The sequence below is a fragment of the Bartonella sp. AA86SXKL genome (assembly GCF_042196885.1).
In genome coordinates this window covers 18,983-32,744 of sequence record NZ_JBHIRE010000002.1, presented here as the reverse complement: position 1 = coordinate 32,744, position 13,762 = coordinate 18,983, and the positions used below count along the sequence as shown (strand labels likewise).

The 13,762-nt window shown below is 38.7% G+C and carries 12 protein-coding genes; 9 read left to right on the top strand and 3 right to left on the bottom strand.

The genetic code is table 11. From position 1 onward, the window contains the following. Window positions 1-38: 38 nt before the first annotated feature. From ACFIO5_RS01400 to ACFIO5_RS01365, 8 genes are all read left to right on the top strand, one after another. Entirely contained in the window at window positions 39-446 is a 408-nt protein-coding gene (locus tag ACFIO5_RS01400) for a TM2 domain-containing protein (protein WP_375633083.1), read from the top strand. A gap of 726 nt (window positions 447-1,172) precedes the next feature. Further along, window positions 1,173-1,484: an FtsB family cell division protein gene (locus tag ACFIO5_RS01395; RefSeq protein WP_375617692.1), complete on the top strand. Its 312-nt coding sequence runs from the start codon at window positions 1,173-1,175 to the stop codon at window positions 1,482-1,484. Window positions 1,485-1,619: 135 nt separating this feature from the next. Continuing rightward, window positions 1,620-2,660, top strand: a complete 1,041-nt coding sequence (pdhA, locus tag ACFIO5_RS01390) for a pyruvate dehydrogenase (acetyl-transferring) E1 component subunit alpha (RefSeq protein ID WP_273791144.1) — start codon at window positions 1,620-1,622, stop codon at window positions 2,658-2,660. A 16-nt stretch (window positions 2,661-2,676) separates the two neighbouring features. Further along, window positions 2,677-4,044 (top strand): pyruvate dehydrogenase complex E1 component subunit beta, encoded by a 1,368-nt coding sequence (locus ACFIO5_RS01385; RefSeq protein ID WP_375634083.1) that lies wholly within the window; start codon window positions 2,677-2,679, stop codon window positions 4,042-4,044. A gap of 14 nt (window positions 4,045-4,058) precedes the next feature. Next, window positions 4,059-5,402: a pyruvate dehydrogenase complex dihydrolipoamide acetyltransferase gene (locus tag ACFIO5_RS01380; protein ID WP_375633079.1), complete on the top strand. Its 1,344-nt coding sequence runs from the start codon at window positions 4,059-4,061 to the stop codon at window positions 5,400-5,402. Window positions 5,403-5,623: 221 nt separating this feature from the next. Next, window positions 5,624-7,084 carry a dihydrolipoyl dehydrogenase gene (lpdA, locus tag ACFIO5_RS01375; RefSeq protein ID WP_375634080.1) on the top strand — a complete coding sequence of 487 codons (1,461 nt, stop codon included), beginning with the start codon at window positions 5,624-5,626 and terminating at the stop codon, window positions 7,082-7,084. Between the two features lie 67 nt (window positions 7,085-7,151). Then, window positions 7,152-8,114: a lipoyl synthase gene (gene lipA, locus ACFIO5_RS01370; RefSeq protein ID WP_375633075.1), complete on the top strand. Its 963-nt coding sequence runs from the start codon at window positions 7,152-7,154 to the stop codon at window positions 8,112-8,114. A gap of 2 nt (window positions 8,115-8,116) precedes the next feature. Then, window positions 8,117-8,578, top strand: a complete 462-nt coding sequence (locus ACFIO5_RS01365) for a type II toxin-antitoxin system RatA family toxin (protein ID WP_273791149.1) — start codon at window positions 8,117-8,119, stop codon at window positions 8,576-8,578. Between the two features lie 599 nt (window positions 8,579-9,177). On the opposite strand, the gene ACFIO5_RS01360 is transcribed toward ACFIO5_RS01365, so the two are convergent. Genes ACFIO5_RS01360 through rirA form a run of 3 tightly spaced genes read right to left on the bottom strand, consistent with a single transcriptional unit; the run spans window position 9,178 to window position 11,321 of the window. Next, entirely contained in the window at window positions 9,178-9,666 is a 489-nt protein-coding gene (locus ACFIO5_RS01360; protein WP_375628982.1) for a CinA family protein, read from the bottom strand. Next, a complete protein-coding gene (locus ACFIO5_RS01355; RefSeq protein WP_375636316.1) occupies window positions 9,663-10,853 on the bottom strand; it encodes a bifunctional 2-C-methyl-D-erythritol 4-phosphate cytidylyltransferase/2-C-methyl-D-erythritol 2,4-cyclodiphosphate synthase in 1,191 nt (396 codons plus the stop codon). The genes ACFIO5_RS01360 and ACFIO5_RS01355 overlap by 4 nt, the downstream gene beginning before the upstream one ends. 24 nt (window positions 10,854-10,877) lie before the next feature. Continuing rightward, window positions 10,878-11,321 carry an iron-responsive transcriptional regulator RirA gene (gene rirA / locus ACFIO5_RS01350; protein WP_375701142.1) on the bottom strand — a complete coding sequence of 148 codons (444 nt, stop codon included), beginning with the start codon at window positions 11,319-11,321 and terminating at the stop codon, window positions 10,878-10,880. 173 nt (window positions 11,322-11,494) lie between these two features. Between rirA and ACFIO5_RS01345 the strand changes: the two genes are divergently transcribed. Then, window positions 11,495-13,762 carry a sensor histidine kinase NtrY-like gene (locus ACFIO5_RS01345; protein WP_375705055.1) on the top strand — a complete coding sequence of 756 codons (2,268 nt, stop codon included), beginning with the start codon at window positions 11,495-11,497 and terminating at the stop codon, window positions 13,760-13,762.

The following is a 13,762-nucleotide window of genomic DNA, read 5'->3' as shown; positions in this document are numbered from 1 at the left end:
GCAATAATTTTTAAGTATTTAAATTTATAGGGATTAAGATGAGAGGTATAATTATTAGTCAAGATCAAGGAACTTATCTCGTTTCGGGTGATGATGGTAAACGTTATCAGTTTGCGACTTGGGATTGGTTGGGAAAGAATCCACCAAGGATTGGTAATGCTGTTGATTTTGTCTGTGAAGGGGGGGGTGTCAGTTCTGTTTTTCCATTGTTGAGACCAGGTACAGAGAACTCAAAGATAATGTTCGCACTCCTTTGTTGGTGTGCAGGTATCTTTGGTGTCCATCGTTTTATGGTTGGTAAAGTTAGGACTGGTGCTTTAATGCTGGTTCTATCTTTATCATTGTTTGGATTGATAATTACCGGAATTTGGGCAGTTGTTGATTTTATAGTCATTCTTGGAGGAAGATTTACGGATAAAGATGGGAATCAGATTACAGATTTTTAAAAATTTTATAATAAAGAGAAAGTAATTCAGTTCGCTTTTTATTTTTATAAATAATTAAGTTGCATCATGCAAAATTATTGTACTATATTTATTTAATATGAGATATTAAAAAACATGTACAGCTAAGTAAAAGTATTGAAAAAGACAATGCTATTTTATACGGGTAAAGCAAAGACGCAAATTAATTAAGGCGTGCATTGTTTTTCTGCTTATAGCAGTGGATAGCATTAGATTATTGGAGGCTCCAAACTATCCTAATTTCACGTTTATTACGGCTGCTATAAATTGTATTTACACCGTGAGGTTAATCCGCATATTATCAAATTAGAAATAATCTCTTTATGAATAACACATAAGGAGCGTGGGTAAGGATGAAGGGTGAAATTATGGTTCAAAATCAAGGGGGTTATCTCGTTTTGGGAGGTGATGATAAGCGTTATCAATTTGAGGATTGGAATTGGTTAGGAAAAAACCACCAAGCATAGGGGATACCGTTGATTTTATCTTTATTTTAATAGGAAATTTTAGGAAAAAGCTACAAATTAGAGGATATCCAATATTTATAATATAAAAAGTAGGTCATTCAGCTTACTTTGATTGTATTAAGGGGGATAAATTGAAAATAACAAATTATTTAGTGTAGATTTGGTAATGAGGTATTAATCAAAATCATGCATAGTTGGGCAAAATATTAAGAAATTTGTGCTGTAAAGACTGTGCTATTTTATGTGGACAAAGCAGAAACGTCGATCAATCAAAGTACGCTTTGTACTACCTCTTATGACGGTGGGAGTCTTAAGCTATTTCAGTTATCACATTTATCATGGTGAGTATGGATTGTATTCACGCAGTGAAGTTAATCAGCATATTAGCGAATTAGAAAAGGAGCTTCATAAAATAGAAGCTGAGCGGATATTCATGGAAAAGCGTATTTCTCTTTTACGCAACGGGCATATAGAAAAAGATATGTTGGATGAGTATGTCCGAAAGAACTTGAACTTCTCTAAGTCAAATGAACTGACAATCTTAATACCTTGAAATGATACTAAAGGTAAATGAAAAATCGCTTAATTTAAACAACAATCAGCAATGATATTGTTTAAGCCGATTGATAAGGCTTGTAACTTTTGTTCGTAAAGGTTATTCCTAAATAATCATAAAAGGGAGTTTAATATGGCAGAACGACTTAAAAAAAATTCTGCGTCGGCGGCGCGCACTGCATTATCAAGCACCACAAAGAAAGCACCAATAGCAGATTTTACAAAAGAAGAAGAAATTGATGCTTATCGTGAAATGCTTTTAATTCGCCGTTTTGAAGAAAAAGCAGGACAACTTTATGGTATGGGGCTTATAGGGGGATTTTGTCACCTTTATATTGGTCAGGAAGCCGTTGTTATAGGAACATTGAAAGCGGCAAAAGAAGGTGATCAGGTTATTACGTCTTACCGTGATCATGGACATATGTTAGCGGTTGGGATGAGTCCGCGTGGTGTTATGGCAGAATTAACGGGACGTCAAGGGGGCTTTTCTAAAGGGAAAGGTGGCTCGATGCATATGTTCTCTAAAGAAAAGAACTTTTATGGGGGACATGGTATTGTTGGTGCGCAGGTTCCCATTGGTTCAGGTTTGGCATTTTCGAATCAGTACCTTGGTAAAGATAATGTGACATTGGTTTATTTTGGTGATGGTGCTGCAAATCAGGGGCAGGTTTACGAGAGTTTTAATATGGCTTCACTTTGGAAGCTTCCTGTTGTTTATATTATTGAAAACAATCAGTATGCTATGGGAACGTCAGTTTCACGTGCATCTGCAGAAACTGATTTTTCCCGACGTGGTCTTTCTTTTGAAATTCCAGGTATTGTTGTTGATGGTATGGATGTTCGATCAGTAAAAGGAGCTGCTGATGAAGCAATTTCTTGGGCACGCTCAGGTAAAGGACCGATCATTCTTGATATGCAGACCTATCGCTATCGTGGTCATTCCATGTCTGACCCAGCAAAATATCGTTCAAAGGAAGAAGTCCAAAAAATAAAAGAGGAGCACGATCCGATTGATCAAGTAAAAAGTCGGATTCTTAAAAAAAATTGGGCGAGCGAAGACGATTTAAAATCTATTGAGAAAGAGGTCCGTGCAATTGTTGCTGATGCGGTAGATTTTGCACAAAGTGATCAAGAGCCAGATGCTTCTGAGCTCTATACTGATATTTTAGTTTGATGCGAGGGAAGCAAGTATGTCTATTGATATTTTGATGCCGGCGCTTTCACCAACTATGGAAGAAGGTAAACTGTCTAAATGGCTCAAGAAAGAAGGTGATAAGGTTAGCTCTGGCGATGTTATTGCTGAAATTGAAACGGATAAGGCTACAATGGAAGTAGAGGCCGTTGATGAAGGTACTCTTGGTAAGATTTTTGTGCCTGAAGGTTCAGAAGGCGTAAAGGTTAACACTGTTATTGCGATTTTGTTAGAAGAAGGTGAGCGTGCTGAGGATATTTCGCAACCTATTGATACAGCACAAAAAACTAAGGAATCTCCTCTTTCTCTGGCTTCGTCAGTTCCGCAGGCTGCTCCTACTTTTGATATATCTCCTAATTTTGATATTCCAGCGGGAACCCAAATGGTTACGATGACAGTACGTGAAGCGCTTAATCAGGCTTTGGCTGAAGAAATGCGGCGTGATGAAACAGTTTTTCTTATGGGGGAAGAGGTCGCGCAATATCAAGGTGCTTATAAGGTTAGTCAAGGTTTGTTGGAAGAATTCGGAGAACGCCGAGTTATTGATACCCCAATTACAGAGCACGGCTTTGCTGGGCTGGCTGTCGGGGCTGCTTTTGGTGGGTTACGTCCCATTGTTGAGTTTATGACATTTAATTTTGCGATGCAGGCGATGGACCAAATTATTAACTCAGCAGCCAAAACACGTTATATGTCTGGTGGACAAATGACCGCTCCTATGGTTTTCCGAGGTCCCAATGGCGCGGCTGCCCGTGTTGGTGCTCAACATTCTCAATGTTATGCTGCATGGTATAGTCATGTACCAGGTCTGAAAGTTGTCATGCCTTATAGTGCTGCAGATGCAAAAGGTTTGCTGAAAGCTGCTATTCGTGATGATAATCCTGTTATTTTCCTTGAAAATGAGATTTTGTATGGGCATCAATTTGATGTTCCTCAACTGGATGATTTTCTTTTGCCTATTGGTAAGGCACGTATTCATAAGTCTGGACAAGATGTGACGATTGTTGCATGTGGAATTGGGATGCATTATGCTGTTCAAGCGTTACCAGAAATTGAAAAACTTGGTATTGATGTTGAATTGATTGATTTACGAACCATTCGCCCGATGGATTTTCCAACAATTCTTTCGTCAGTTAAAAAAACAGGTCGTTTGGTAACAATTGAAGAGGGATTTCCTCAGTCATCTGTGGGAACTGAAATAGCAACGCGTGTTATGCAGCAGGCTTTTGACTATCTTGATGCGCCAATTGCTACGATTTCTGGCAAAGATGTTCCGATGCCTTATGCCGCTAATCTTGAGAAGTTGGCTTTGCCTAATACTGCTGAAATTATTGAGGCCGTTAAGGCTGTGACATACAGAGCATAACGGAGGAAAGCATAATGCCCATTAAAATTACAATGCCAGCGCTTTCCCCTACGATGGAAGAGGGAAATTTAACAAAATGGAATATTAAGGAGGGAGATAAGGTTTCCTCTGGTGATGTTATTGCTGAGATTGAGACGGATAAAGCGACAATGGAAGTCGAAGCCGTTGATGAAGGTAGGGTTGCTAAAATTGTTGTTCCTGCTGGAACACAAGGCGTTAAAGTAAATGCTTTAATTGTTGTTTTAGCAGAAGAAGGTGAAGATTTAGCTGAAGCTGCAAAAGTTACAGAAGAAATCTCTTCTTCTACAAGACAAAAACCAGAGGGCATCAAACAGACAGATTCTCTGAAACAGACGGACTCAAAGGGAATAAAAATGTCTCATGAATCATCAACTGGGCAATTAATACAGCAAGATAAAAAGGAAGCTCGTCTTTTTGCCTCTCCCTTAGCGCGGCGATTAGCATCTCAGGCAGGTCTTGATTTATCCCTTATTTCTGGAAGTGGTCCGCATGGGCGTATTATTAAGCGCGATGTAGAAAAAGCTGTGAGCAGCGATATGTCTAAAGTGTCTTATTCCTCACCGATAGGGGAGCTAATAGCTACAGGTGCTTCGGACAAACAGATATTGAAACTCTTCAAAGAGGATGAATATAGCTTCGCTCCCCATAATAATATGCGTAAAACAATCGCGACACGTTTGGTGGAATCAAAACAGAGAGTCCCACATTTCTATGTAACGGTAGATTGTGAACTTGATGCGCTATTAGCACTGCGTACACAACTGAATGCTGCTGCTCCAATGGTTAAGGGGCAGGAAGAAACTCAGCCTACTTATAAGCTTTCTGTTAATGATATGGTGATCAAAGCTGTCGCACTTTCTTTGAAAGCGGTTCCTGATGCGAATGTTTCTTGGCTTGAAGGCGGGATGCTTCATCATAAACATTGTGATGTTGGGGTTGCTGTTTCTATTCCCAATGGATTAATTACACCGATTATTCGCCATGCAGAGGAAAAGCCGTTATCACTTATTTCCAAAGAGATGAAGGATTTTGCAAAGCGTGCGCGCGAGGGCAAGTTAAAAATGGAAGAATATCAGGGTGGAACAACAGCTGTATCAAATATGGGGATGTATGGTATAAAAAGTTTTTCGGCTATTCTTAATCCACCGCATGCGACGATTTTTGCGATTGGTGCAGGGGAGCAACGCGCCGTTGTTAAAAATGGTGCATTAGTTGTTGCGACAGTTATGTCAGTTACGCTTTCTGCGGATCATCGTGCTGTCGATGGTGCTTTAGCAGCAGAGCTCGCGCGGACTTTTAAGAAGATGATTGAAAATCCATTAGCAATGTTGGTTTGAACTGTTTAACAGTTCTTCACGTAAATTGTGAGAAAGCGTGTTAAGAGAATAGAAACAAATTTAAAGAGTTTAAAGAGCAATGTTATTGCTATTTCTGGTTTGGATAAAGCATTTGCGTGAAGCTTAAAGCAAAAGACATAAGATAATTCTCTCATGTTGTTTTACAGACTTAAGTTCAAAAAATGCATATCCATTTTATATATATCCATGGAGGAATTACTGTGGTAAATCTTTATGATGTAATTGTGATTGGATCAGGTCCAGGCGGATATGTAACCGCAATTCGTGCAGCACAATGTGGCTTTAAGACTGCGATTGTTGAACGTGAACATTTGGGAGGGATCTGTTTAAATTGGGGATGTATTCCAACAAAGTCCCTTCTACGTTCAGCGGAAATGAAACATTTTGCTGAACATGCGATAAATTATGGATTAAAAATTAATGGTTCAATTGAGGCAAACATCAAAGATGTTGTGGCACGTTCACGGGGTGTTTCAGCACGTTTAAATGCTGGTGTTGGTTTTTTAATGAAAAAAAACAAAATTGATATTATCTGGGGTGAAGCAAAGCTTACTAAAGAAGCAAAGGGAAGCCTTCCTGCGGAAATTATGGTTTCTTCATCCTCCAAACCGATTATGCAACCGCAAAATCCAGTCCCTAAAGGGACGTTAGGGGAGGGAACTTATCAAGCAAAGCATATCATTATTGCAACGGGCGCACGTCCTCGTGTCCTTCCTGGTATTGAGCCAGATGGAAAACTCATTTGGACTTATTTTGAAGCTATGATACCGCCAGCAATGCCAAAATCGCTTTTGGTTATAGGGTCTGGGGCTATTGGCATTGAATTTGCTTCTTTTTATCATGATATGGGGGCGACAGTAACTGTTGTTGAAATGATGCCCCATATCATGCCTGCTGAAGATATTGAAATTTCAACGTTTGCTCGTAAACAGTTAGAGAAAAAAGGTTTACGCATTCTTCGTCAAGCAAAAGTAACAAAGGTTGAAAAATCTTCCGATTCTGTAAGTGTACATATTGATGTTCAAGGTAAAATAGAGTCAATGACTGTTAACCGGTTGATTTCCGCTGTTGGGGTGCAAGGTAATATTGAGAATCTTGGTTTAGAAGCTTTGGGAATAAAAACCGATCGCGGCTGCATTGTAACTGATGAATGGAGTTGGACGGGGGTGGAAGGTATTTATGCTATTGGTGATGTAGCAGGCCCTCCTATGTTGGCCCATAAAGCAGAAGAAGAAGGTGTGATATGTATTGAGCATCTTGCAGGTTTGAAAAGCGCTCATCCGCTTGATAAAAGAAAAATTCCAGGGTGTACATATTGTACACCACAGGTTGCCTCTGTAGGGCTTTCAGAAGCGGCTGCAAAAGAAGCAGGTTATGATATACGTATTGGTCGTTATTCTTTTGCTGCGAATGGTAAGGCGATTGCTTTGGGTGAAGATCAGGGGTTAGTAAAAACGATTTTTGATAAAAAAACAGGACAGCTTCTCGGGGCCCATATGGTAGGGGCTGAGGTAACAGAATTGATACAGGGTTTTGTTATTGCTATGAATCTTGAAACAACAGAAGAAGAATTAATGCATACTGTCTTTCCACATCCGACCTTATCGGAAATGATGAAAGAAAGTGTATTGGATGCTTATGGTCAAGTTTTAAACGCTTGATGACTGGATTGTATGAAAAATTTTATATTTTTGATTGTTACTTCGTATTTATAAGGCAAAGGCTTAAATGGTTACGGTTGTTGATAGAGTTGCAAATAGACGATTGCGTCATCCTGAAAAGGCACATCGTCCTGATACAAGCGTTCAAAAAAAGCCAGATTGGATTCGTGTAAAAGCGCCAACATCACCAATTTATAAGGAAACACATGGTATTGTACGTACGCATAAGTTAGTGACTGTATGTGAAGAAGCTGGTTGTCCTAATATTGGCGAATGTTGGAGCCAGAGGCATGCTAGCTTTATGATTTTAGGTGAAATATGTACGCGTGCTTGTGCTTTTTGTAACGTTGCAACAGGTATTCCACTTGCCGTTGATGATAATGAGCCAGAACGTGTCGCTGATGCTGTTGCACGGATGGAATTAAAACATGTTGTCATTACATCTGTTGATCGTGATGATCTTGCTGATGGTGGTGCTGAGCATTTTGCAAAAGTTATTTATGCGATTCGTCAAAAAACTCCTAAAACAACAATTGAAGTTCTTACACCTGATTTTCGTCATAAGGATGGCGCTTTAGAAGTTGTTGTTGCTGCTAAGCCTGATGTTTTTAATCATAACTTAGAAACAGTTCCTTCTAAATATTTGAAGGTCCGTCCAGGGGCACGTTATTTTCATTCAATTCGTTTGTTACAACGTGTTAAAGAACTTGATCCAACAATTTTTACAAAATCGGGAATTATGGTTGGCCTCGGGGAGGAGCGAAATGAAGTTTTGCAATTGATGGATGATTTGCGCGCTGCTGATGTTGACTTTATGACAATTGGACAATATTTGCAGCCTACACGAAAACATCATCCAGTTGTTCGTTTTGTGCCTCCTGAAGAATTTGAGTCTTTTGCCAAGATTGGTAAAGTAAAAGGATTTTTACATATGTCCTCCAATCCTCTAACGCGTTCATCTCATCATGCTGGAGATGATTTTGCCATTTTGCAAAAAGCGCGTGATGAAAAATTTTCCTTACAGAGATAATTATGCCGATTTTTACAATACATCGGCAGATCACCCATAGTGCCAGTGAAATGTTTGATCTGGTTTCAGATATTGAGCGTTATCCTGAATTTTTACCAATGTGTGAGTCTTTAATAATACGTTCTCGAAAAGAATATGGAAAAAAAATATTGCTTCTTGCGGATATGACCGTTGGCTATAAGATTATTCGTGAAACTTTTACGACTCAAGTATTTCTTCAGCCGGAAAAAAGTCTTATAGAAGTTAAATATATTGATGGTCCATTCAAATATCTTGAAAATCGTTGGGCCTTTCATGATATTGAAAATACCAATGCATGTAATGTAGAGTTTTTTATTGATTATGAATTTAAAAGTAAAACGCTTGGATTAGTGATGGGCTCAATGTTTGATATTGCGTTTCGTAAATTTACTGAGGCTTTTGAGAAGCGTGCGCATCAGATTTATGGCTCTACGGTAACATAGTCTATTCTGTTATTTTTTAACAATACGTATTGCTTAAACAGCGTGAAGGTGAAAACCGGTTTCCATCTTTACTATTTGTTTTTAATTCAGCTTTCAAAAGCATATTGAGGGAATATCATTTTAAATGATGAAGATGATGCACAGCTTCATGCTTTTGTTTCTCTCTTTTTTAATAGATGCACACTCGTTAAACAAAACGCCCAAATAGAACATGCTTGCGTCATACCCATTTCATAATAGTGCTCATAATAAATAGTATAGATTCTCGTAAAAGTATATAAAATCTACATCTGTACACTTATGAAGAAGTTCTCCTGTATCATTTATTTGCCATCTCTCAAGATGTTGTACCAGCTCTTAGCACTTGAGAGAGAGGTACAAGTTTTCCTTTCATTAATCATTTTATTTATACAGTTTTTTCTCTTGTGGCGTGTAAGTGAATAAATTTGATTAATTCAACCTACACAGGACTAAAGTGAGATAATTTTACGCTAGTCAGATCGTTCATTTTCAAGTTGTGATACAATAAAATTTTTTCAAGATGTTGACGATTATAGACTCGATGGAGAATAAAGAATTTTGAAATTAGTATGGGGAATTCAGTGAAGCAATTCCAGAATCATTTTAAAAGCATTTTCAACAGTTGCATGGCGGATAGCATTGCGATTAAGATGAGCAAAGTGCATTTCTTTGTGCAGGGGGGAGTGGTTTTTATAAGCTACTGCGCAATGCACAAGTCCTACAGGTTTATCAAGACTTGCACCTCCTGGACCAGCAATTCCTGTTACAGAAACTGCAATGTCAGCTTGTGAATGTTTTAATCCACCCTCAGCCATTGCAAGAGCAACTTCTTTTGAAACGGCACCATAGGTTTTTATAAGTTCAGCACAAACGCCAACAAGGCGTGTTTTAGATTCATTTGAATAAACAACAAATCCACAATCGAGAACATCTGATGATCCTGCTATATTTGTGAGGCATGCAGCAATGAGTCCCCCTGTACAAGACTCTACAGTTGTTAACAGCAAACCTTTTTGGCGAAAGGTATTAAGGACTTCATGTGCTTGTTTTTCACAAAGATATGTCATTGGGGAAGTTCTCCTGAATAAAGAACGCTCGCTGTTGCAAGAGCAGCAATTCCTTCACCACGACCAATAAATCCAAGCCTTTCATTTGTTGTTGCTTTGATAGAGATTCGATCAGGTGTCATTGCAAGTATTGTCATAAGATTTTCTGTCATGGCATGACGATAGGGACCAATTTTAGGATTTTCAGCGATAATTGTGATATCAACATTGGCAATACGTCCACCTGCTTGTTTAATAATATCAAGAGCATGACGGAGAAAAATTTCTGATGATACATTTTTCCATTGAGGATCAGAGGGAGGGAAATGTGTGCCAATATCTCCAGCACCTCGCGTAGCGAGCAGGGCATCTGTTAGCGCATGAAGAGCAACATCCGCATCGGAGTGTCCATTTAATTTTTTATGAAAAGGGATTTTTATACCACATAAAATAAGAAAATCACCATCCTCGAAAGAGTGAACATCATAACCATTGCCGGTGCGGATATCAGGAAACATTTGCATTTTCTTTTGGAGATATAAATGTGCAGTATTAAAATCTTCATGCCATGTAATTTTTATGTTGTTAGGATCCCCAGGAATGGCACGCATAGGAATTCCAAACCATTCGGCAATTGCAGAATCGTCAGTGAATTCTTGTTTGCAAGCTTGTTTTGCTTGTTTATGGGCCGCTAAGATATGTTCAAAGGGAAAACACTGTGGAGTTTGTGCACTATAAAGATGGGTACGGGGAATTGTTTCTAAAATATGCTGATTATTTATACGTTTAAGGGTATCAGAGATGGGCAGAACAGGAAGAACACCTTCTTGAGGCGTGATAGTGTTGTGAATGTTATTAAGAAGCTTGTTTTCGATAAAAGGGCGTGCACCATCATGAATATGCACATATTGGGGGGCAAATTTTTTGAGTGCATGAAGTCCATATAAGGTAGAGATTTGACGTGTATTGCCTCCTTCAACGATAATAAGGCGCTCTTTAAAATCGTCAATAGCTTGTTCACAGATTTGGCGATCTTCTGGATGAATAACAAGAATAATTGTTGTGATAGCTGGATGCTGCAAAAAACAATGCACGGTATGATAAATAATTGGCTTTTGTCCTAGAAGCCGATATTGTTTTGGAATTTTATGGGGAGATCCTGCTCTTTCACCCCGTCCAGCGGCTAATATTATTGCTGCAATAGAAATACTTAATCTCCTTGTATTATAATCTTAGTTTGCTTTTTTGTCATTAATTTTAAAATGATTTTGAAAGGATGGTTGTTGTAGATCAGCAAGGGATATCACGGATAATACCTCAAAAAAAGCATTTAATGCTTTTTGAAGTGCGGTATTTAAACCACAAAAATCAAACAAGGGGCAAGTTGGTTCTGCAGTATCGAAGCATTCTGCGAGGGAAAAGTTGTCTTCTGTTACTTTCACAACATCCGCGACTGAAATCTCTGCTGCGGGTTTAGCCAATCTAACTCCACCATTGCGTCCACGCACTGTTTGTATAAAACCTTCTTGAACAAGCAGCTGAAGGATTTTAAATAAAAAAAGCTCTGAAACGGCATATGCTTTAGCGATTTCTGGAACACGACTGAGAGTTCCCTGATTATCTGCACAATACATGAGCATTCGAAGAGCATAATTTGTTTGTTTTGTTAATCGCATCTCATTTCCTTCGTAAAGTATCGTCGAACACAGTCTATTTTAAAGATATTTTGCAAAATGTAGAAGTTTTTTCTCGTTGACTATATTTGCTCTATTTTAAATGTAGTATTAGTATTGTCAATTTTTGCTACAAAAGGTTATATGAGAATAATGGGATAAGGGTATGTAAGCTCATGACGAATATAACATCTGTGACGAATCTTCAAGACATAGATAAAAATACTTATAACGATAAGTTGTATCGTTTAAGTAAGGTATATATTTTTTTAGGGATTACAATTATTGTATTGGCTTTACTTACGGCCTCTGTTTCATTTATTATTCTTATTGGATTAACTCCTGTTGTTCCCAGTAGAACAGTAACCCTTATTCTTATAGGAATTAATAGTTTTTGGGTTTTAGGGCTTATTGTCATCGTTTTTTATGAGATGATACCGATCATTCGTGCTTGGCGTTCAAGGCGTGCAGGATCGCGTCTTCATGTGCGCCTTATTTCATTGTTTGCACTTGTTGCGACAATGCCAGCTGTTGCTGTAGCTCTTGTATCGGGTCCAGCACTAAATTTGGGACTTGATCGATGGTTTGATACAACAACGCGGCAAATTGTGGGCTCTTCTATTGATTTAGCAAATGCTTATGCAGATGAAATGCTTCAAAATTTAAAAAATTTATCCTACGCGATGGCATTTGCACTTGATAACAAAAAACTCTTAGAACGTAATCCAGCTGAATATAGGATGCAATTGACGCGTCATGCTCTAGGACGCAATTTGCGTGGTGCATTTTTGTTAAGTTCTAGCGGAGCTATTTTTGTATCGAGTGCTCTTGGTGATGAAGATAAACTGCCAATTCCTCCTTCCCATCTTATTGAACGTGCAACCAGTGCGAGACCTTTTTCTTTTCAACCAGGCGTTCATGATTATTTTGGTATTATTTTAAAATTTACCAATATTCCAAACACATTTTTATATTTGGTGCGTGACGTTGATAAAGGTGTTTTATCTGCTTTGCGTTTGACAGAAGTTAATACAGATCGTTATCGTGATTTAAATGAAAATCGCCTGCTGACACAGATTGCATTTGGTATGCTTTATTTGTGTCTTTTTTTTAGTTTATTCTTATCAGCCATTTGGGCTGCTATTGCTGTTGCTGATCGCTTAGTACGTCCTATTCGTCTTCTCATTAGTGCTGCCGATGATGTTGCTTCTGGAAATATGGAAATTTTCGTGCCAGTACGAGCAAAAGATGGAGATATTGGGCAATTATCCAAAACTTTTAATTACATGGTCAGTGAATTAAAAAGTCGGCGTAATGAATTGATTGCAGTGCGTGATCAAATTGATGAAAGACGGCGTTTTTCTGAAGCTGTGTTATCGGGTGTAACAGCGGGAGTAGCAGGTATAGATGATAATGGTGATATCACCATTATCAATCGGTCTATTGAAGCGATGTTTGATATTCGCTCAGAGCACGTTGTTGGAAAAAGTCTTTTATCTTTAAGCGCTGAAATTTGGCAGGTTTTTCAGTTTGTGCGTTCATTGGATCGTAAAAACCATCGTGAGCAGGTCACTTTAAACGTTGCAGGAAAAGAGCGTGTCTGTAATGTCCAAGTTACGATGGAGGAGGATGATGGACAAGGGCAATCTTGGGTTCTAACAATTGATGATATTACAGACCTTGTTGCAGCGCAACGTACAGCGGCGTGGGCGGATATTGCGCGGCGTATTGCACACGAAATTAAAAATCCTCTTACACCTATTCAGTTATCCGCTGAACGCATTCGTAAACGTTATAACAAAGCTATTACACAAGATAGAGAGGTCTTTGAGCGGTGTATTGACACAATTATTCGGCAGGTTGGAGATATTGGGCGTATGGTTGATGAGTTTTCCTCTTTTGCACGTATGCCCAAACCAAAAATGCATATTTTAGATATACGAGAATTGTTGCGCGAAGCATGTTTCTTGATAGAAGTGACGCGACATGATATTCATTTTGAGCAAGATTTAGGAACTCTACCACTTATGGGTGCATTTGATAACCGTCTCATTGTACAGGCTTTTTGCAATGTTATCAAAAACGCGAGCGAATCCATAGATTCAGTTATGCGAGAGGAAAATATTCACGGTCATATTCTTATCCGTTCTTATCGTCAGGAAGAATGGGTGGTTGTGGATGTTGTTGATAACGGAAAAGGACTTCCTAAAGAGCAAAGACAAAAGTTATTAGAACCCTATATAACAACGCGGGAAAAAGGAACAGGGCTGGGGTTAGCTATTGTGCGCAAAGTTATTGAAGATCACGGTGGTTTCATGGAGCTTCATGATGCACCGGAGAGTTTTTATGAAGGTCGTGGTGCGATGATCCGTTTGATATTTCCAGCGGATGGGGGTAAGCAGGGTAATATTATACAAGCCATAAATCATAAGATAGGGGAATAG